Origin of the sequence: Burkholderia sp. BCC0322 (assembly GCF_902833045.1) — a bacterium.
Classification (GTDB): Bacteria; Pseudomonadota; Gammaproteobacteria; order Burkholderiales; family Burkholderiaceae; genus Burkholderia.
Map to the genome: position 1 here is coordinate 1 of NZ_CADFDU010000016.1, position 20709 is coordinate 20709.

Annotated in this window: 21 protein-coding genes; 8 read left to right on the top strand and 13 right to left on the bottom strand. The window is 63.9% G+C overall.

Features of this window, described 5'->3' with window-relative positions; all coding sequences use genetic code 11:
• Positions 1-451: 451 nt before the first annotated feature.
• From HWX39_RS30855 to HWX39_RS30870, 4 genes are all read left to right on the top strand, one after another.
• A complete protein-coding gene (locus HWX39_RS30855) occupies positions 452-1669 on the top strand; it encodes a DUF2863 family protein (RefSeq protein ID WP_175971431.1) in 1218 nt (405 codons plus the stop codon).
• A 213-nt stretch (positions 1670-1882) separates the two neighbouring features.
• On the top strand, positions 1883-2719 hold the full coding sequence (locus tag HWX39_RS30860) for a response regulator transcription factor (protein WP_175971432.1): 837 nt from the start codon (positions 1883-1885) through the stop codon (positions 2717-2719).
• Positions 2720-2794: 75 nt separating this feature from the next.
• Entirely contained in the window at positions 2795-3469 is a 675-nt protein-coding gene (locus HWX39_RS30865) for an energy-coupling factor ABC transporter permease (RefSeq protein WP_175971433.1), read from the top strand.
• A gap of 139 nt (positions 3470-3608) precedes the next feature.
• Complete coding sequence (locus HWX39_RS30870) at positions 3609-4265, top strand: hypothetical protein (RefSeq protein ID WP_175971533.1); 657 nt, start codon at positions 3609-3611, stop codon at positions 4263-4265.
• 82 nt (positions 4266-4347) lie between these two features.
• Here the strand turns inward: HWX39_RS30870 and HWX39_RS30875 are convergent, their stop codons facing one another.
• Together HWX39_RS30875 and yaaA are read right to left on the bottom strand one after the other, a co-directional pair.
• Positions 4348-5502 carry a carboxypeptidase family protein gene (locus tag HWX39_RS30875; RefSeq protein ID WP_175971434.1) on the bottom strand — a complete coding sequence of 385 codons (1155 nt, stop codon included), beginning with the start codon at positions 5500-5502 and terminating at the stop codon, positions 4348-4350.
• 88 nt (positions 5503-5590) lie between these two features.
• On the bottom strand, positions 5591-6373 hold the full coding sequence (gene yaaA / locus HWX39_RS30880; protein WP_175971435.1) for a peroxide stress protein YaaA: 783 nt from the start codon (positions 6371-6373) through the stop codon (positions 5591-5593).
• Positions 6374-6430: 57 nt separating this feature from the next.
• Between yaaA and HWX39_RS30885 the strand changes: the two genes are divergently transcribed.
• Both HWX39_RS30885 and HWX39_RS30890 read left to right on the top strand, forming a co-directional pair.
• Positions 6431-6910 carry a putative toxin-antitoxin system toxin component, PIN family gene (locus HWX39_RS30885; RefSeq protein ID WP_175971436.1) on the top strand — a complete coding sequence of 160 codons (480 nt, stop codon included), beginning with the start codon at positions 6431-6433 and terminating at the stop codon, positions 6908-6910.
• Positions 6911-6943: 33 nt separating this feature from the next.
• On the top strand, positions 6944-8116 hold the full coding sequence (locus HWX39_RS30890; RefSeq protein WP_175971437.1) for a pyridoxal phosphate-dependent aminotransferase: 1173 nt from the start codon (positions 6944-6946) through the stop codon (positions 8114-8116).
• Between the two features lie 42 nt (positions 8117-8158).
• On the opposite strand, the gene HWX39_RS30895 is transcribed toward HWX39_RS30890, so the two are convergent.
• Positions 8159-8815 carry a glutathione S-transferase gene (locus tag HWX39_RS30895; protein ID WP_175971438.1) on the bottom strand — a complete coding sequence of 219 codons (657 nt, stop codon included), beginning with the start codon at positions 8813-8815 and terminating at the stop codon, positions 8159-8161.
• A gap of 201 nt (positions 8816-9016) precedes the next feature.
• On the opposite strand from HWX39_RS30895, the gene HWX39_RS30900 reads away from it, so the two are divergent.
• Both HWX39_RS30900 and HWX39_RS30905 read left to right on the top strand, forming a co-directional pair.
• Positions 9017-9808, top strand: coding sequence for an enoyl-CoA hydratase (locus HWX39_RS30900; RefSeq protein WP_175971439.1), 792 nt, complete (start codon positions 9017-9019; stop codon positions 9806-9808).
• A gap of 242 nt (positions 9809-10050) precedes the next feature.
• A complete protein-coding gene (locus tag HWX39_RS30905) occupies positions 10051-10743 on the top strand; it encodes a glutathione binding-like protein (RefSeq protein WP_175971440.1) in 693 nt (230 codons plus the stop codon).
• 47 nt (positions 10744-10790) lie between these two features.
• Here HWX39_RS30905 and HWX39_RS30910 read toward each other — a convergent pair whose 3' ends face one another.
• The 10 genes from HWX39_RS30910 to nuoL form a co-directional block, all read right to left on the bottom strand.
• On the bottom strand, positions 10791-11267 hold the full coding sequence (locus HWX39_RS30910) for a MaoC family dehydratase (RefSeq protein ID WP_175971441.1): 477 nt from the start codon (positions 11265-11267) through the stop codon (positions 10791-10793).
• Positions 11264-11725, bottom strand: a complete 462-nt coding sequence (locus HWX39_RS30915; RefSeq protein WP_175971442.1) for a MaoC family dehydratase — start codon at positions 11723-11725, stop codon at positions 11264-11266. Before HWX39_RS30915 ends, HWX39_RS30910 begins: the two co-directional genes overlap by 4 nt.
• A 37-nt stretch (positions 11726-11762) precedes the next feature.
• Entirely contained in the window at positions 11763-12896 is a 1134-nt protein-coding gene (locus tag HWX39_RS30920; protein WP_175971443.1) for an acyl-CoA dehydrogenase, read from the bottom strand.
• Positions 12897-12915: 19 nt separating this feature from the next.
• The gene (locus HWX39_RS30925; protein WP_175971444.1) at positions 12916-14112 is read right to left on the bottom strand and encodes an acyl-CoA dehydrogenase family protein; all 1197 of its coding nucleotides are present in this window, start codon (positions 14110-14112) and stop codon (positions 12916-12918) included.
• Between the two features lie 54 nt (positions 14113-14166).
• Entirely contained in the window at positions 14167-14589 is a 423-nt protein-coding gene (locus HWX39_RS30930) for a DUF1178 family protein (RefSeq protein ID WP_175971445.1), read from the bottom strand.
• A 136-nt stretch (positions 14590-14725) separates the two neighbouring features.
• Complete coding sequence (locus HWX39_RS30935) at positions 14726-15316, bottom strand: NUDIX hydrolase (RefSeq protein ID WP_175971446.1); 591 nt, start codon at positions 15314-15316, stop codon at positions 14726-14728.
• A 36-nt stretch (positions 15317-15352) separates the two neighbouring features.
• On the bottom strand, positions 15353-15649 hold the full coding sequence (locus tag HWX39_RS30940) for a DUF2818 family protein (protein ID WP_046544751.1): 297 nt from the start codon (positions 15647-15649) through the stop codon (positions 15353-15355).
• A complete protein-coding gene (gene nuoN, locus HWX39_RS30945; protein ID WP_175971534.1) occupies positions 15649-17103 on the bottom strand; it encodes an NADH-quinone oxidoreductase subunit NuoN in 1455 nt (484 codons plus the stop codon). The genes HWX39_RS30940 and nuoN overlap by 1 nt, the downstream gene beginning before the upstream one ends.
• Before the next feature lie 39 nt (positions 17104-17142).
• Positions 17143-18633 (bottom strand): NADH-quinone oxidoreductase subunit M, encoded by a 1491-nt coding sequence (locus tag HWX39_RS30950; RefSeq protein WP_048020502.1) that lies wholly within the window; start codon positions 18631-18633, stop codon positions 17143-17145.
• A gap of 17 nt (positions 18634-18650) precedes the next feature.
• Positions 18651-20705, bottom strand: coding sequence for an NADH-quinone oxidoreductase subunit L (gene nuoL / locus HWX39_RS30955; RefSeq protein ID WP_175971447.1), 2055 nt, complete (start codon positions 20703-20705; stop codon positions 18651-18653).
• Between the last annotated feature and the right edge of the window lie 4 nt (positions 20706-20709).

Sequence of the window (20709 nt, forward strand, 5' to 3'; positions counted from 1 at the left end):
GCTATCTGATCCGAGGATCAGCTCGCTTCCATCAAGCGCCCACACTTATCGGCTGTTAATTTTTAAAGAGCATTCTGCGAGGAACTTCGTGTTTCCCGGCAGCGCTGCGTTTTCAGCAGCAGAGAAGCGAGATTATGAACCGTGTTTCGCAACTCGTCAACAACTTTTTAACACATTGTTGCGACTGCGGGGCTCAACTTCCAGGCCAGTTGTACGCGCCAGACTGCCGCACACCACCAACCCTGCTTCCCTCTCCCGCGCTGCGTTTCCGTTAGCGCGAAAGAGGCGTGATTGTAGGCAGCTCGCAGCATTCATGCAAGGGGTTTGAAGCAACTTTTTTACAAAAGCTGCAATTCGGCCGGCCGGCCATGCCGCGGCACGAGACCGCTTACGGTGCAAAGAACGGACTAGAATGTGAGGTTCTTCGCCTCTTTCTATATACGTCTTTAATATGCGCCAGCGAATCGCCAAACGCCTCCCCCCCGATGCCGACAAACTGGTCGGTTTGTCGCTTGCGCTCTTCGCCTCGGGCAGCCGCATCGAGGATCGCTTCTGGGAAGCGAAGCTCGACGCGCTGCTCGCCAAGATTGTCCGCAACGGCAACCAGACCACGCTCGACGCAGCGCTCGACCATCTGCAGCAGAATCATCCCGACGCTTATGGCGCGCTCGCCGACATGGCCGAGACACACAGCGAGTCGATGGTGGTCGAGCACGACGGCCAACCGTTCGATGCGCTGCTGGTCGCCGTCCCGGTTCTCGCGTGGACGCGCTACATGATTCCGTCGGGCCCGCTCAAGGGTGACGTTGCCGACGCGCTGCGAACCCACCTGCAGGCGCACGTCCTTGCGAACGGCACCCTCGTCGGGCTTGCACCGTTCCTCTACAGCATCGACCAGTTGCCGCGACACCACGTCGAGACCTACCGGCTCGCCCAGCAGCTCGCGCATGCGGCGATCAGCCAGCATCCGCCCAAGCTCAGCTTCGGCGACCTGCCCGAAACCTCGCCGATCCTGGCCGACCCGCGCTTCCTGCTCGCCGTCGTCGCTGCCCCCGCCGGCGCACCGCTGTTCCGCTGGCAGGAAGAAGAAGGCGGCAGCCGGATCGAACGTGGCCAGTGCCTCGAACAATGGACGGCCCAGGGCGGCCCGAACCTGTCGATCGCCCTGCCCGGCTGCGAGTTCGAATGCCTACTTCCGGACGCGTACTACTCCGCTTGCCGCGATGCGGACGAACGTGTGCGTCCGCACACGGTGAAAACGGCCATTCGTTATCTTTTCGACACACTTGGTGCAGCACCGCAAGAGCTGCGCGCGGTGGTCGCAGGCTTCGGTGAACGCCGTATCGACGAGTACCGTGTCGGCTTCACGCGGCGTGCCAGCAACGACGTAATCTACGGCGTCGTATGGCCGCTCTACGGCCGTGAAAACGGTGACATGTCGATCGACAGCGCAACGCTAGAAGGTGAAGCACCGATCGAAGGACCGGTCGAGGAAATCGTGAGCCTGCTGAAGGAATGCGGCGTAACCGACGTCCGGCGGCACGCGGGCCGCTTCGAGCCGGAATATTGCGATGACTGCGGCGTGCCGCTCTACGCAGATCCGCTCGGTGAAATCGTCCACGCGGAAATGCCGGAAGACGCTTCACCCGCCCAGCCGCACTTTCACTAACCCGCTGCACAGCAGGCCCTGACGGCCTGCCCGCTCGAAGCCGCTCACGGTTCCCGCCGGAGCGGCTTTTTACTTGTCTGCCATCCCGCCGCCCGAAATTTCATACTTTTCCTAAGCCTTTCAGCCAAGCAGACATCGTGTAAGGTCTTTGTCATCATTAGACCCAAGGCATGCCAGACGGCAGATCAATGGCTCACATCACGGAGGTTGAATATGCGGTTCCTGATGCTCAATTCAGACGCCGAGCGGCGTGACGGACTGAAGGCCCTGTTGCGACAGATCGACCGTCACGCCGGCATCAACGATGCGCCCGACAGTTTCCACGCGCGCAGGCTGCTGCGCAACCAGCGTTTCGACCTCGTCGCGATCGACTGGCTCGACGTCGGCCGGCTCAGCGACCTCCAGGCGCTTTGCAGCGCGTGCTCGCCGACACCCGTCGCCGTCCTGGTCGACGAAACATCGCCCGAAGCCATCCAGCGCTTCTTCAACTATGGAGTCGCCGGCGTGATCCCGCATTCCACGCGGCCGCACCTGATCGTGCGTGCGCTCGAGATCGTGCTGCTGGGCGGACACTACATTCCGCCGATCGCGCTCCGTCTGCTGCCGTCTGCTGCGGCGGCGCGCTACGACGCCCATTTCCAGACACTCGCCGGATCGCTTCCCCGCCGGCCGCCGAGCGGCCTCTTGTCACCGCGGCAAGCGCAGATCATGCGCTTCGTCCACATGGGCAGCACCAACAAGATGATCGCGCGCACACTCGGCATCAGCGAAGGCACCGTCAAGATCCACCTCGCCAGCATCTTCCAGCAGCTCGGCGCCGCCAATCGCGCCGCCGCGGTCGCGATCTACAACGGCTGGCTGTCGCCCCACCTCGAGGTGCTTCTGGCGAACCGCAGTCGCGCGCGCAAGCCGCCCATCGGCGAACACGGCCCGGTTCCGCTGCGTACACAACGGAATGACCGCCTGTATCCGTTGCCGCCCTCGATCGACAGCGCGCAGGAGCTACCGATCGCCGCCGAGCCGCCAGCGCGGTTCCGGCGCGAACGCTAGGCAAACAGTCTCGATATTGCGACGGTCGGCGTGTCCGGATTCCCACCTTTGATGCTCAACGAGTAATATGGACGCATGGGTTTTCTCTTCACACCGCTTCCGCTCTGGGTTGGCATCGGTGGCTGGATCGCCGCCGTGGTCCTGCTCGCGCTCGCGATCTGGAAGCGCCCCTTCGTGCGCCTGCAGGACGCCACGCTCCAGCACGTGTGGCTCGCGCTCGTCACCGCCATCGCTGTCCTCTGGGCCTCGAATGCGTGGCTCGAAGACGGCATCGTCATGCATCTGCTCGGCGCGACGCTGCTCGTCACACTGTTCGACTGGACACTCGCACTGATCGCGATGGGCGCCATCACGGCGGTCGCCGCGATCATCTTCGACGCGCCCTGGCAGGGCATTGGCCTGACCTATCTGATCTACGGCGCGCTGCCGGTCGCCGTGTCGGCATTGCTGCAGCGCGCCGCACTCGCATGGTTGCCGCACAATCTCGCGTCGTTCATTACCGGCCAGGGATTCCTGTCGCCGGCCATCGCGATCGTCGCGGTCGCCGCTGCGGCGGCCGGGGTCCAGCTCGCGCTCGCGGACGGCGTGCCCGTCGTGATTCCCGCCGGCTATCTGCTGAACACCGCGCTGCTCGCACTCGGCGAAGCGTGGTTCACCGGCATGGCGACGGCACTCATCGCCGTCTATCGCCCCGCATGGGTCACGACGTTCGACGTCCGGCGCTATCGTCTCGGCGGCCCGCGCGCCTGAATTGCCCTCTGGCGGCCGCACCGTCATCGCGTGCCGGCAGCCCCTCGCGCAGCACGGCAGAATGCTACATCTACTGCCGCACAACTTTTTTACGCTAAGATTGAACTCCGGTTCTTCATCGGGCATCTATACGTGCCCGATGCCTCATTCGCTCCTCACCAATAACCAGATGGACAGCTCTCCTGCGTCGCTCCGGATTTTCCGGGCGCTCGGCAAGCTGGCAGCCTGTATTGCGGGCCTGTCGCTTGCGCTTCCGACACCGGCATTCGCCGATCTGCTCGACCAGCGCTCCGAACTGATCAACAAATTCGTCAACGAAATGCATGCCGATCCGCTCGCCGCCGATTGTGCAGCGCACGGCAGCTTCATTGCCAGCACGTCGTCTGCCTTCGACCGCGTCGACTTCGCGCCGAACGCATTCGACAGCGGCAACGCGACGATCACGCCATGGAACGACTCGTTCGACCAGGGCAAGCAGCGCGTGAAGGTCGACAATATCGTCACGGTCGACGGCCTCGGCATCCACAGCGACGGCAGCGACCCGACGCCGCTGAAATTCCGATGCGGCTATGTCGGTCAGCAAATGCTCGCGTTCAGCTGGAACGACCCGGTTCCGCCGCTTAAGCCGCGCGTCGAGCGCTCCTCGTCCTCGACGAAGAAATTCAAGGGCAAGACGCACCGAGGCAAGGGCAAGGCAAAGGCATCGAGCCGCACCGGCAGCAAGAAGGCCGTTGCAACGAAAAAGTCGAGCGGCCAGAAGAAGGTCGTGAAGAAGAAAACCGCGAAGAAGTCCTGATACGACGAAGCGACATCGACAGAAAGCAAAAAGCCGGGGCATCCTGAGATGCCCCGGCTTTTTTCATGCAGCGACGCTACGCTTACGCGAACGTGTCGACGTGCACCAGGATCGCCGCCAGCATCGCCGCGCCAAGCGCCGCGCTGCGCTCGCCGTTCCAGCCGACTCGTTCATCGGGCAGGTTGGCGTTGTCCTTGAACGGCATCTCGAGCGTCAGCGACAGGCAGCCGAACTGATGGCCGATGTACTTCGACGCGAGCTTGAGCGCGTCCTCCTTGTACTTGCTCGCGGCATAGCCGTGCTCAGTCTGGAAATCGGGGCTCGCGACCTTGAACGCTTCGATGAACGCGGCCTGCTCCTTGCCCTGCTGCTCGGTAAAGCTCGGCAGCATCTCCGACCCTGCAACGAACACGTACGGCAGATCCTCGTCGCCGTGAATGTCGAAGAACATGTCGCAGCCGATCGCGTGGATTGCATCGCGCACGGCCAGCACCTCGGGGCTGCGCTCGGCATCGGGCGCCATCCACTCACGGTTCAGGTTCGCGCCTGCCGCATTAGTGCGCAGGTTGCCATGCACGCTGCCGTCCGGGTTCATGTTCGGGACGATATGGAACGTCGCACGATCGTACAGCTTGCGCGCGACCGGATCGCCGGCCCAGTCGCCCCATCCGGCCAGCCGCTTGACGAGGCCTTCGACGAACCATTCGGCCATCGACTCACCGGGATGCTGGCGCGCGATGATCCACACCTTCTTCTTCGGCGTGCCGTCGGTTTCCGGCGTACCGAGCGTCAGCAGCGACATCGGACGGCCCTCGACGGTGCGGCCGAGTTCGACGACGCTCGCCTGCGGCAATTGCTGGACCGCGCCGAGAAATGCCGCGTGACGCTCTTCCGAGTACGGTTCGAAATACGCGTAATAGATGCTGTCGAATTCCGGCGTATGGTCGATGGTCATTGTCTTGCCGTCGAACGTCGTCGGCACGCGGAACCAGTCGACCCGGTCATAGCTCGCCACCGCGCTGTAATTGCGCCAGCCCGACGGATACGCGCATTCGGCAGCATTCTCGAACGTCATCACGCAGCGTTCGCCGCGCGCGCCGGTCAAGCGGTAGTAAAACCATTGCGCGAATTCCGAGTGGGTGTCGCCGCGCACGCGCAGCCGAATCGCATCGGGACTGTCGCACGACACGACGTCGATTGCGCCTGCGTCGAAATTGCTGGTGATCGAAAGGGCCATCTGTCTCTCCTTGGTCGACCGGAACAGGCGGTGTAGCGTTTGCCCGGCCTCATGCATGCGCCGGCCGTCTCGTGAACGGCCGGCAGGGTCACTCGCCGACTCGCCGGCGATATACGTAAGTCGAATCATTCGACGCAGCCGCATCGAACGCATAACCTTCCGTCGCGAAATCCTTCAGCGCCTTCGGGTCGGCAATACGGTTCTCGACGATAAAACGCGCCATCAGCCCGCGTGCACGCTTTGCATGGAAACTGATGATCTTGTAGCGGCCGCCCTTCCAGTCCTCGAAAACCGGCGTGATGACGGGCGCGGCCAGGAGTTTCGGCTTGACCGACTTGAAGTATTCGGTCGATGCGCAGTTGACCAGCACGCGCGCCGCGCCGCTGCGCGTTTCGAGCTGTTCGTTCAGCGCCTGCGTGATGCGGTTGCCCCAGAACGCGTACAGATCCTTGCCGCGCGCGTTCGCGAAGCGCGTACCCATCTCGAGCCGGTACGGCTGCAGCAGGTCGAGCGGACGCAACAGCCCGTACAGGCCCGACAGCACGCGCACGTGCTGCTGCGCATAGTCGAGATCGGCGGGTGACAGCGATTTGGCGTCGAATCCTTCATATACGTCGCCATTGAACGCGAGCACGGCCTGTTTCGCGTTGGCCGGCGTGAAGATCGGCGACCAGTCGGCGTAACGCTGGAAATTCAGGCGTGCGAGCGGATCGGAGATATCCATCAGCGTCGCGATGTCCTGCGGCGACAGCTTGCGCAGGCCGTCGATCAGTTCCGACGCGTCGTCGACGAATGCAGGCTTCGTGTAAGACTGGACGTGCGCGGGCGTATCGTAGTCGAGGGATTTGGCTGGAGAGAGAACGATTATCATAGAGGCTCGCTGGCACGCCGTGCCTTGCGGTCAGACGAAAACCACCGATTGTAACGAATGACCCGCTCTCTCGCCCCGCATGCCGCGCATCGCGTCGTGCTCGACTCGAACGTCTGGATCGACATCCTCGTATTCGACGACCCTGCGACGCGCCCGATCCGTGCCGCGCTCGAACGCGGCACGCTTGCCGCCGTGATCGACGGCCGCTGCCTGACCGAACTCGAGTATGTGCTCGATTATCCGCAGTTCCAGGCGCGCGCTGTCGACAAGGCGGCTGCGCTCGCGACCGTCGCCCGCCTGGCGAGCCTCGTGGAGCCGCCGGCCATCGATGCCGACGCGCCGCCGCTGCCGAAGTGCAAGGACCGCGACGACCAGAAGTTTCTTGAACTCGCCCGCGCCGCCCAGGCCGATTGGCTCGTGTCCAAAGACCGCGCGCTGCTGAAGCTCGCGAAGCGCACTGCACGCGACTTCGGCTTCAGGATCGCTCAGCCTGCGCCCTTTGCCGAGGCTTGCGCGCTCGACGCCACGCCGGCCTGACGCACGCACCACCACCCGATTTCGACCGTATCGATGAACGCTCCTTCAGACATGCCAACGACTCCCGTTTTCCCTTCGCGCCTGCCGAACGTCGGCACGACGATCTTCACGGTCATGAGCGCGCTTGCCGCAGAAAAAGGCGCGGTGAACCTCGGCCAGGGCTTTCCGGATTTCGACTGCGATCCGCGCATCGTCGATGCGGTTGCCGGCGCGATGCGCAACGGGCACAACCAGTATCCGCCGATGGCCGGTGTCGCGCCGCTGCGCGACGCGATCGTAGACAAGATCGCGCAGGTCTATGGCCGGCGTTACGATCCGGCGACCGAGATCACCGTCACGGCCGGCGCGACGCAGGCACTGCTGACGGCGATCCTGTGCACGGTGCATCCCGGTGATGAAGTGATCGTCGTCGAACCGACCTACGACAGCTACCTGCCGTCGATCGAACTCGCGGGCGGCACGCCCGTGTTCGTCACGCTGGAGGCGCCCGACTACGCAATCCCGTTCGACCGTCTGGCGGCCGCGATCACGCCGAAAACACGCATGATCCTGATCAACACGCCGCATAACCCGACGGGTACCGTGTGGCGCGAGGCGGACATGCGCAAGCTCGAAGAGATCGTGCGTGGCACCAACGTGCTGATCCTGTCCGACGAGGTCTACGAGCACATGGTCTATGACGGCGCGCGCCACGAGAGCGTCGCACGCTATCCGGAACTCGCCGCGCGCAGCTTCATCGTGTCGAGCTTCGGGAAGACCTATCACGTAACGGGCTGGAAAGTCGGCTATGTCGCGGCGCCTGCCGCACTGACCGCGGAATTCCGCAAGGTCCACCAGTTCAACGTATTCACGGTGAATACGCCGATGCAGATCGGGCTCGCCGACTACCTGCGCGACCCGGCGCCGTACCTGACGCTTGCCGACTTCTACCAGAAGAAGCGCGACTTTTTCCGAGCCGGCCTCGAACGCACGCGCTTCAAGCTGCTGCCCTGCACGGGCACGTACTTTCAGTGCGTCGATTATTCGGCGATCAGCGACCTGCCGGAAGCGGAATTCTCGAAGTGGCTCACGTCGGAGATCGGCGTGGCCGCCATTCCGGTGTCGGCGTTCTATCACGAGCCGCACGAATCGGGCGTCGTCCGATTCTGCTTCGCGAAGCAGGAAAGCACGCTCGCGTCCGCGCTCGAACGGCTCGCCCGCCTGTAAGACCCGCACGGGCGGTCGCACGCCGCCCTGCGGGAACCGCGCTTACGAACGCGCGACGCTCGTCGCCTCGATATAGGCCTTGCGGTCGGCCGCCACGCGCTGCGCGGCAGGCCGCTCGCCCACCTTCTTCGCATGCGCTTTCCAGTCGATGCCTGCATCGAGCAGGAAATCGCGTCCGAATATGGCTTTCGTCGACATGCCGATGACCGGCAGATGGACCCAGGCGGCGATGTCGGCGAGTCCGAACGACTCGCCGAGCGCATACGGCGAAAACCGCGTCATCTGCCTGAACGAATCGATCGCGCGCAGCAGGCGCTTCTCGACGTGCGCCTTCGTCCCGTCGCTGACCTTGCCGCCGAAAAACGCTTCGGTGTAGACCTCGCGCGCCACCCATTCGAGATACAGCTCGAGCGTCTCGATCAGTTCGCGCACCTTCGCGCCTGCAAACGGGCTTGCCGGAAAGATGCGTTTCTCGGGATAGCGCGCGGCCAGGTACTCGATGATCACCTGCGACTCGAACAGCGCGCCTTCTTCGGTCTTCAGAAATGGAATCTTGCCGAGCGGCGAATCGGCGAGTTGTGCCGGATCGCTGATCGGCAATCCGCATACCGACTCCTCGAACGGAATGTCGTGCTCGAGCAGGACGAACTTCACCTTGTTGTAATAGTTGGACAACGGAATACCGCACAGCTGTAGCATCAGGGCCTCCTTCCTTGCTGAAGCGCGGCCACATCGATGCCGGCCGCTTCGGGATTCATCGCGCTGAAAAGCACGTTCGTGCTAGTCTAAAGCAAGTTTTGCGTTCGTCATGGCAACACTATTTCTGCTACTACATCGCCGCATCAGCGTGCGCTATGCGCCCGCTGCCGCAGCCCAGCCATCCGATGGAGACACGCTCGCATGAGTGCTGAACTGCTGGCCTCGCGTCCGCCCGAGAGCGAATCGACGCTCGTCCTCACGCTATCCAATCCCGGCGCACGCAATGCGCTGCATCCCGACATGTACGCAGCCGGCATCGAAGCGCTCGCCACCGCCGAACGCGATCCCGGGATTCGCGCGGTCGTGCTCACCGGCGCCGATCGCTTCTTCTGCGCGGGCGGCAATCTGAACCGGCTGCTCGACAACCGCTCGAAGGATCCGTCCTATCAGGCCGACAGCATCGATCAGCTCGCCGCATGGGTGACGGCGATCCACGCTTCGACGAAGCCGGTGATCGCAGCGGTCGAAGGCGCCGCGGCCGGCGCGGGCTTCTCGCTCGCGCTCGCGTGCGACCTGATCGTTGCCGCGCACGACGCGAAGTTCGTGATGTCGTACGCGCGCGTCGGCCTAACGCCCGACGGGGGCGGTTCGTGGTTTATCGCGCGCGCGCTGCCGCGTGCGATCGCGGCCGAGATCCTGTTCGAGGGCAAGCCCGTCGCAGCCGAGCGTCTGCACACGCTTGGCGTCGTCAACCGGCTCGCCGTGCCCGGCGCGGCACTGGCCGATGCGCTGGCATGGGCCGATGCGCTCGCCGGCATCTCGCCGAATGCCCTCACGCGCATCAAGTCACTGCTCGACGACGCGACGTCGCAACCACTCGACGCGCATCTCGCGACGGAGCGCGATCATTTCGTCGCATCGCAGCATCATGCGGACGGCCTCGAAGGCATCACCGCATTTCTCGAGAAACGCCCGCCCCGCTACAAGCGCTGAACCGTCGCGCCCGCTTTCGAATTGACACATCGTCACCGCATCGACCCGATGCGGCACGGCCGCGCCTCCATCTCGACGACTCGGGACGACATGCGCCCCCGACGCGATGTAGCTCGACACGCGCGCACGCGCATCGGCGCGCCCATTTCCGTCGCCAGCAGCCCGCATCGATCCATGCTCTAATGACCGCCTGTCGCGGCGCTGCCTGCGCCGCTTTCGCGCATGCAACAAAGGAGTTCACGATGATCGACGTCTATAGCTGGGCGACCCCGAACGGCCACAAGGTGCACATCATGCTCGAGGAAACGGGCCTCGCTTATCGTGCCCACCCGGTCGATATCGGCGCCGGCGACCAGTTCAAGCCGGAGTTCCTGAAGATCAGCCCGAACAACAAGATCCCCGCGATCGTCGATCCGGACGGCCCCGGCGGCAAGCCGATCTCGCTGTTCGAATCGGGCGCCATCCTGATCTACCTCGCGGAGAAGACCGGCAAGTTCCTGCCGACCGATCCGGCCGCACGCTATGCGACGCTCGAATGGCTGATGTTCCAGATGGGCGGGGTCGGCCCGATGCTCGGGCAGGCGCACCACTTCCGCCTGTATGCGCCCGAGAAGATCGAATATGCGGTCAACCGCTACACCAACGAAGCGAAGCGCCTGTACAACGTGATGGACAAGCGTCTCGGCGAATCCGAATATCTCGCGGGCGACGCGTACACGATCGCGGACATTGCGACGTTCCCGTGGACGCGCTCGTGGCAGAACCAGGGCATCATGCTCGACGAATTGCCGAACGTGAAGCGCTGGTACGACGCGATCGCCGCACGACCGGCCGTGCAGCGCGGCGTCGAAGTACTCGCGTCGCTGCGCAAGGCGCTGCAGGACGACAAGGCGCGCGAGGTGCTGTTCGGCGCGACGCAATACGCGAAGCACTGACGCGCATGTGAAAAACGGAGCGGCATCCGTGCATGCCGCCCCGCGCATCAGAAGTAATGCTGCGTGATGAATTCCGCTGCGCAAACAGGCAGTGGCGCGTCGGGGCGCTCGACCTGCATCGTCACCGACCACATCACCTGCACACCGTCCCGCGCGGCCTCGGCGGTTTCCTTTACCGCAAACAGCGCACGCACGCGCGCGCCGACCGGCACCGGCTTCAGGAACCGCACGCGGTTCAGTCCGTAGTTCACGCCCATCTTCTGCTCGAAACGCATCGCATCGGCCATCAACGCCGGAATCAGCGACAGCGTCAGGAACCCGTGCGCGATCGGGCCACCGAACGGAGATTCGCGCCGCGCGCGTTCGGGATCGACGTGAATCCATTGATGATCGCCGGTCGCATCAGCAAAGCCATCCACACGGCGCTGGTCGATCGCGATCCAGCCGCTCGCGAGCGGCTCTGCGCCCACACGTGCCTGCAGCGCTTGTGCCGATGCAATCAGCGGCATGGTCGCGTCGGTCATGCTTGCTTGCCTCCCGGATGGCGCAGCCCGAAGATCACCTTGGTATGCACGGTGATCACCGTCTCGCCGGCGCCGTTCACGCCGACCCACTCCGTCGACACGATGCCGCGGTCGGGCTTGCTCTCCGACACGCGCTTGTCGTGGACCTTCTGATACATCGTGATCGTGTCGCCGGCGCGCACCGGCTTGAGCCAGCGGATCGAGTCGATGCCGGGCGAGCCCATGCTCGTCGAGTCCGACCCGAGCTTCTTGACGAGCAGGCTCATGAACACCGAACACGTATGCCAGCCGCTCGCGACGAGCCCGCCGAAATGCGATGCTTTCCCGGCCTCTTCGTCGAGATGGAACGGCTGTGGATCATAGCGTTGTGCGAACGCCTTGATGTCGTCGGGTTCGAACGTGTAACGGCCCACTTCGGTGGTGCTGCCGACCACCAGGTCTTCGTAACTGATGCCCACTAGGTGTCCCCTTGTCTGGCGCGCTCTCGCGTCGCCGTCATGCCGCGTCGGTCTGCGCGAAATCGGGCAGCGCCGCGATGCGGGCAAGATGATGATCGGTGTCGCCGAGCGTCGTCTCGATGATCGTCAACCGCTTGAACAGGTGCGCGGCGGCGACCTCGTTGGTCACGCCCATTCCGCCGTGCAGTTGAACGGCCTGCTGGCCGACGAAGCGAGCGGCGGCGCCGACACGTGCTTTCGCGGCCGACACGGCCTTCCTCCGCGCATCGGCATCGCCGCTCGCGTAGCGTACGGCCGCAAGGTAGGTCAGCGAACGCGCCTGCTCGGCGTGGATCAGCATGTCGACCATCCGGTGCTGTAGCGCCTGGAAACGCGCGATCGGCACGCCGAACTGCTCGCGCGTCTTCGTGTATTCGACCGTGACGCGATTCAGTTCGTCGAGCACGCCGACTGCTTCCGCGCACAGCAGGAACGTCGCGTAATCGGCAACCTGCTCGAGGGCCGCAGCGTCGCGCGCACCGCCCGTCAGCAGTCGCGCCGGCGTTTCATCGAACTCGATCGTCGCAGCACGCTGGCCGTCGATCGTCCGGTAGTCGACTACCTTCGCGTTCGCGGCATTCCGTTCGACGACGAAGAGGCCGATGCCGCCGCCGTCGACGCGTGCGGGCACGATCCACACATCCGCCTGTGCGCCATGCTGAACGACCGACTTCGTGCCGGTCAGCCGGGACGTGCCGCCCTGCTCGCGCGCATGGGTGCCGATTTCGAACAGGTCGTAGCGCGCATGCGGTTCGTGGAACGCAAACGCCACGCGCTTCTGCCCCTGCGCGATCGCCTCCAGCAGGGCCGCATCCTCACCGGCGCCGCCGCCAGCGATGCGCAAGGCCTCGACACCCACCGTCGTTGCCCAGTACGGCTCGATCACGAGCGCGCGGCCGAGCTCCTGCATCACGACCAGCATATCGACCGGGCCGCCGCCGAAGCCGCCCTGCGCGTCCGGCACGGGCAGCGCGGTCAACCCCAGTTCGGTGAACGCGCGCCATTGCGTGTCCGACACGCCCGCGTCACTGCGCACGATGGCCTGGCGCGCTTCGAAGCCGTATTGCTCGCCGAGATAACGACGTAGCGCGTCGGCGAACTGCTGCTGCTCATCGGTAAAGCTGAAATCCATGGTTGTCTCCGTTCCCTGATCACAGCCCCAGAATCATCTGCGCGATGATGTTCTTCTGGATCTCGTTCGAACCGCCGTAGATCGACGTCTTCCGGTAATTGAAGTAGTACGCGGCAAGCGGCGCCGCATCGTCGTCGCCCGCGGCGCTGTGCTCGCGCTCACCGTCGAGAAACGGTACGTCGAACGGTGCGGCGAGCGGGCCGATCGCGTCGACCATCAACTCGGTGAGCGCCTGCTGCACTTCCGTGCCCTTGATCTTCAGCATCGACGCCTCGGGGCCCGGCCCCTTCCCGCTCGTCTCGCGGCTGACGACGCGCAGCACCGTCACCTCGAGCGCCATCAGTTCGACCTCGAGCGCCGCGACCTTCGCGGCGAACACGGGATCGGCGAGCAACGGCTTGCCGTTCTTGCGCTGGTTCGACGCCACGCGCTTCAGGAACGCGAGCTCGCGCTTCGACGCACCGACTCGCGCGATGCCGGTGCGCTCATGGCCAAGCAGGTATTTCGCGTAGGTCCAGCCGCGGTTCTCGTCGCCGACGAGATTGTCGACCGGCACCTTCACGTCCTCGAAGAACACCTCGTTGACCTCGTGATCCTCGTCGAGCATGACGATCGGGCGCACCGTGATACCGGGCGTCTTCATGTCGATCAGCAGGAACGAGATGCCCTCCTGTTTCTTCGCGGCCGGATCGGTACGCACGAGGCAGAACATCATGTCGGCGTACTGGCCGAGCGTCGTCCAGGTCTTCTGGCCGTTGACGACGTAGTGGTCGCCCTGGCGCTCGGCACGCGTGCGCAACGATGCGAGGTCGGATCCCGAGCCCGGCTCCGAGTAGCCCTGGCACCACCAGTCGGAGCCGTCGAGAATGCGCGGCAGATAGTGACGTTTCTGCACTTCGCTGCCGTATTTCATCAACACGGGCGCGACCATCGATACGCCGAACGGCAGCACGGTCGGCGCGCCGATCCGCGCGCACTCCTCGTCCCAGATGTGTCGTTGCGTCGCGTTCCAGCCCGGGCCGCCGTATTCGACCGGCCACGCGGGCGTGGACCAGCCGCGCTGGCCGAGAATCCGGTGCCAGCTCGCGAAATCCTCGCGGTCGAGTCGTTTGTGATCGAGTACCTTGGCGCGCAGTGCGTGAGGCAGGTTGGCCTCGAGCCAGGCGCGAACGTCGACGCGGAACGCGTCGTCGGCGGGGGAATAATCCAGATCCATGCGCAGTGTCTCCTCGCCACGGCCGTCCGGCCCGGCGAGGATCCACTGCGTACGTCATTGCAGCGGTTCTTTCAGCGCGGCGGGAATCGGCAGCGGCATCACGTCGATGCCTTCTTCGACCAAGGATTGCGCATCTTCCGGCGTCGTGACGCCACGAATGCTGCGTGCCGGCGCCTCGTTGTAATGGATGCGCCGCGCTTCCTCGGCGAAGCGCTCGCCCACGTTCTCGGTCTTCTCCAGCACCTCGCGCAGCGCGCGCATCACCTGCGCCTGCAGCGCACGCGGATCGGCCGACTGTGCCTGCGTCGCGCCCGACAGGTTCAGGCGCGGCGCCGACGGCAGACGGTTGACCTCGGTCGTCCCGCACACCGGACATTCGACCAGCTTGCGGGACAACTGCGCTTCGAATTCATCGGCGGAAGCGAACCAACCTTCGAACCGATGACCGTGCGGGCACTGTAAATCGAGGACCTTCATGCTGAATCAGGGCGTGTGGCGAGTGTAGCGCAAAAACAGGTTTTGTGAACGATCGTGCTAAATCCCGATCGCGCAACGCGGAAGGGCCGCGTCACTGGATTGTAACGCGGCGCCCCACCCGCCGCTGACGCCGCGCTCAGGGCGTCAGGACCGGCCCGAGCGGCCACGTGCCGGACAGCACCTTGTCGAGCCACATCGCGCCGATGATCGTCTTCACATCGGAGATCTGGCCCGTACGCACCCATTCCTGCAAATCGGCCTGCGTCGCGATGAAGGTCTCGAGAAATTCGCCTTCGTCGAGCTTGCGCTCGCCGGCCGTCAGCCCGCGCGCCAGGTACAGGTCGATGAATTCGGTCGAATAGGAAATGATCGGGTGAATCCGGGCCAGGAACACGTACTCGCGTGCCGTGTAGCCGGTTTCTTCGCGCAGTTCGCGCACCGCGCATGCGAGCGCGCCTTCGTCGGGATCGAGCTTGCCGGCCGGGAATTCGGCCATCACCTTGCCGATCGGGTAGCGATACTGGCTTTCCATCAGCACGCTGCCGTCGTCGAACAGCGGGATCACCATCACTGCGCCCGGATGCTGGACGTATTCGCGCGTGGCCTTCTTGCCGTCCGGAAGACGGACGGTATCACGCTTGAGCTTGAGGAACGCGCCTTCGAAGATTGCCTCGCTTTCGAGGCAGGTTTCGGTCAGTACGGCGTCGTGATTGGGTAGTTCGGCCATCGGCGGCTCCGGGAATGAGCGCGACGGCCGAAGCCGTCAGCGTCGTTTGACGAGATACTGGAACGTGAAGCCGGGAAACGCGAACACGACGAAAAGACTGAACGTGATCGCGTAGAACTGCCAGCCTTGTTCGAAGCGGTTGCCGGCGCGCGACTCGAGCCAGAAGCCGAGTGCGCCAACGATGAAGTACAGCACGATCAGCTCGCCGATCCGCACCCACCCGCTCTTCTTCGCCGTGCCGAACGGCACGACGGCGAAGAGACGTTGGTTCAGGAACGGCAGGTTGGCGCAGACGAGCGCCAACAGCACGATAAACCAGCCGGCTGCCGACATTACAGCGGCAGCGTGTGACGAATTGCCTGCAGGCAGGCCGTCAGCAGCGGGCTCGGGATCAGGCCGAGCGCGACGACCGCCAGGCCGTTCAGCACGAGGATCGTGCGCTTGCAGAAATCGCCCGAGATCGGCGTCGTATCCTGCGGTGCATCGAAGTACATCAGCTTCACGATGCGCAGGTAGTAGAACGCGCCGAACAGCGACGTGACCACGGCCAGCACGGCCAGCCACGTGAGGCCCGCGTTGACGGTCGCCTCGAGCACGGCGAGCTTCGCGTAGAAGCCGACGGTCGGCGGAATACCGGCCAGCGAGAACATCATGACCATCATCACGAACGCGAACACCGGGCTGCGCTTGTTGAGGCCCTTGAAGTCGTCGATCGTCTCGGCTTCGAAATCGCGGCGGGCGAGCAGCATCACCACGCCGAACGAGCCGAGCGTCGTGATCAGGTAGACGATCGCGTAGAACATCGCCGAGCTGTATGCGTTCGCCGGCGCCGTCGCGTCGCCCTTCACGATGCCCGCGAGCAGGCCGAGCAGCACGAAGCCCATGTTCGAGATCGCCGAGTACGCAAGCATCCGCTTGATATTGCGCTGGACGATACCCGTGATGTTGCCCACGATCAGCGACAACGCGGCGAGGATCACGAGCGCGGTCTGCCAGTTCTGCGCGAGCGGCAGCAGGCCCATCACCAGGAAGCGCAGGCCCCATGCGAACGCGGCAACCTTCGGGCCGCCGCCGACGAACAGCGTCATCGCGGTCGGTGCGCCCTGGTAGACGTCCGGCACCCACATGTGGAACGGCACGGCGCCGAGCTTGAACGCGATACCGGCGACGATGAAGACCACGCCGAACATCAGCACGGCTGCGTCGGTGTTGCCGCCGACCGCCTTGTACACCTCGCCCAGCTCGAGCGAGCCGGTCGCGCCGTACAGCATCGAGATGCCGTACAGCACGAAGCCCGATGCGAGCGCGCCCAGCACGTAGTACTTCATCGCGGCTTCGCTCGACTGCGCGGCGTCACGGCGCAGCGCGATGACTGCGTACAGCGACAGCGACATCAGTTCGAGACCGAGGTACAGCGTCAGGAAGTTGTTGCCCGACACCATGACCAGCTGACCGAGCAGCGAGAACATGCCGAGCAGGAACACGTCCCCGCGGAACATGTCGCGATCTTCGAGGTACTTGCGCGAATAGACGAGCGAGACCGCGAAACCGAACGACACGACAGCCTTCATCATGCTCGCGAACGAGTCGACGACGACCATCTTCGAGAAGAAGTAGTACTGCTGCGGGTCGAGCGCCTGCACCGCGAACCACACGCCGGCGACGACCGACGATACGACCGCGATCAGATAAGTCAGGCGGCGGCCGGAGGCACCGGTAAAGGTGTCGTTCAGCCATGCGACGACGATGGCGGCCATCACCAGCGCGTCAGGCAACAGGACATTCATAGGAGCGTTTTGCATGATCTTGAGTTCCTCCGCTCGCGATTACTGCGCCAGCGGCAGCTTGGACTGCGCGACATGGGAGAGGAGGTTTTCCACGGAAACGTGCATCACGTCGGTGAAAGGCTTCGGATAAAGGCCCATCAGCAGCGTGAACGCGGCAAGCACGGCCAGCATCAGGAATTCGCGACGGCCGATGTCCTTCAGCTTGGCGACGTGATCGTTCGCGACCGCGCCGAAGTACACGCGCTTGTACATCCACAGCGTGTAGGCGGCGCCGAGGATCAGCGTGAATGCCGCGCCGAATGCGATCCAGAAGTTGTACTGGACGGCGGCGAGGATCACCATGAACTCGCCGACGAAACCCGACGTACCCGGCAGGCCGCAGTTGGCCATCGAGAACAGCATCGCGAAAGCCGCAAACTTCGGCATCACGTTGACGACGCCACCGTAGTCGGCGATCTGACGCGAGTGCACGCGGTCGTACAGCACGCCGATGCAGAGGAACATCGCGCCCGACACGAAGCCGTGCGAGATCATCTGGACGATCGCGCCTTCGACGCCGAGCTGGTTGAAGATGAAGAAGCCGAGCGTGACGAAGCCCATGTGCGCGATCGACGAATACGCGACCAGCTTCTTCATGTCGGCCTGCACCATCGCGACGAGGCCGATGTAGATCACCGCGATCAGCGACAGCGTGATCACGACGGGCGCCAGGAAGTGGCTCGCGTCAGGCGTGATCGGCAGCGAGAAGCGCAGGAAACCGTAAGCGCCGAGCTTCAGCATGATCGCAGCCAGCACGACCGAGCCGCCCGTCGGCGCTTCCACGTGCGCGTCCGGCAGCCAGGTGTGGACCGGCCACATCGGCACCTTCACCGCGAACGCAAGGAAGAACGCGATGAACAGCAGGATCTGCGGCGTCATCGCGATCTTGGCGTTCTGCCACGTCGCGAGGTCGAACGAATGCGTTTCCGTGTACAGGTAGATCAGCGCGACCAGCATCAGCAGCGAACCGGCCAGCGTGTACAGGAAGAACTTGAATGCCGCATACACGCGGTTCGGGCCGCCCCATACGCCGATGATGATGTACATCGGAATCAGGGTCGCTTCGAAGAACACGTAGAACAGCAGGCCGTCGGCCGCCGAGAATACGCCGATCATGATCCCGGACAGGATCAGGAACGCCGCGAGGTACTGCGCGACGTTCTCGGTGATCACTTCCCATGCGGCGATCACGACGATCACCGTGATCAGCGCAGTCAGCACGACGAACCACATCGAAATGCCGTCGACGCCGAGGTGATACGCGATGTCGAAGCGCTCGATCCAGGTCGACTTCTCGACGAACTGCAGCGCAGCCGTGCTCGAATCGAAGCCCGTGATCAGCGGAATCGTGACCGCCAGGCCGAGCAGCGAACCGATCAGCGCGATCCAGCGGGCCGTCCCCGGATTTTTGTCGTTACCCACCGCAAGCACGAGGAGGCCGAAAACGATCGGCAGCCAGATCGCGGTACTGAGAATCGGAAAAGCGTGCATTAAGTTGTCCCCCCGCCTTATTTGCCGCCGAGCGTTACAAACAGGGTCAGGAGCCCCAGCATGCCGATGATCATGGCGAACGCGTAGTGATAGATGTAACCGGATTGGAGGAAGCGGATCACGCCGGCGAACCAGCCGATGAACCGGGCGCTGCCGTTGACGAGGCCGTCGATCACCACGACGTCACCTTCCTTCCACAGGCCGCGGCCGATCGCCACCGAACCTCGGGCGAACACCACTTCGTTGATCTTGTCCATGTAGTACTTGTTGTCCAGCAGCGTGTAGATCGGGCCGAACGCGCGGCGGATCGACGCCGGCAGTTCCGGACGCTTCAGGTACAGGAACCAGGCGACAACGACACCGGCGAGCGCGAGCCAGACCGGCAGACCCGACACCGAGTGCAGGCCCATGCCTACCCAGCCGTGGAACTCTTCGGCCATCTCGGCCAGCGCCGGATGGTTTTCGCCGATGAAGATCACCTTGTCGAACGCAACGCCGTGCTGGAAGAAGTCACCGAACAGCATCGGGCTGATCGCGAGCGCGCCGATGATGACCGACGGGATCGCCAGCAGAACCAGCGGCACCCACACGACCCACGGGGTCTCGTGCGGTTCGTGCGCGTGAACGTCATGACCGTGGCCATGGCCGTGGTCGTCATGACCGTGCGCGGCTGCCATGCCCATCGGCGATTCCGGATGCTTCGGCTTGCGGAAGCGCTCTTCGCCGTGGAACACCAGGAAGTACATGCGGAACGAGTACAGCGCGGTGACGAATACGCTCGCGACGACCGCGAAGTATGCGAAGCCCGAACCCGGCAGGTGCGACAGCTTCACCGCGTCGATGATCGAGTCCTTCGAGTAGAAGCCCGAGAAGAACGGCGTGCCGATCAGCGCGAGCGAACCGACGAGCGACGTGATCCACGTGATCGGCATGTACTTGCGCAGGCCGCCCATGTTGCGCATGTCCTGATCGTGGTGCATGCCCATGATGACCGAGCCTGCGCCGAGGAACAGCAGCGCCTTGAAGAACGCGTGCGTCATCAGGTGGAACACGGCGACCGGGTAAGCGGACACGCCGAGCGCGACGGTCATGTAGCCGAGCTGCGACAGCGTCGAGTACGCGACCACGCGCTTGATGTCGTTCTGGACGATACCGAGGAAGCCCATGAAGAGCGCCGTGATCGCGCCGATCACCGTGATGAACGACAGCGCGGTATCCGACAGCTCGAACAGCGGCGACATGCGCGACACCATGAAGATGCCGGCGGTCACCATCGTCGCCGCGTGAATCAGCGCGGAGATCGGGGTCGGGCCTTCCATCGAGTCCGGCAGCCACACGTGCAGCGGGAACTGTGCCGACTTACCCATCGCGCCGATGAACAGGCAGATACAGGCGACGGTCAGCAGGCCCCAGTCGGTGCCCGGGAAGTGCAGGCTCGCGAACTCGGCGCGCTTCGCGAACACTTCGCCGTAGTTCATCGAGCCGGCGAATGCGAGCAGCAGGCCGATGCCGAGCAGGAAGCCGAAGTCGCCCACGCGGTTCACGAGGAACGCCTTCATGTTCGCGTAGATCGCGCTCTCACGCGTGAAGTAGAAGCCGATCAGCAGGTACGACACCAGACCCACCGCTTCCCAGCCGAAGAACAGCTGCAGGAAGTTGTTGCTCATCACGAGCATCAGCATCGAGAACGTGAACAGCGAGATGTACGAGAAGAAGCGCTGATAGCCGTCTTCTTCCGCCATGTAGCCGATCGTGTACACGTGCACCATCAGCGAGACGAAGGTCACGACGACCATCATCATCGCGGTCAGCGAATCGACGAGGAAGCCGATTTCGAGCTTCAGCGAGCCGACGTTCATCCATTCGTAGGCGGTCGCGTTGAAGCTTGCGCCGCCCATCACGTCGAAGAAGACTTTCGCCGACAGGAGGAACGCGATCATGACGCCGAGGATCGTGATCCGATGTGCGCCCTTGCGCCCGACTGCGTTCCCGAACAGCCCCGCAATCAGCGAGCCGGCCAGCGGAGCGAGCGGAATCGCCAGCAGCAGGTTTTCATTGAGTGTCGTTGACATAACA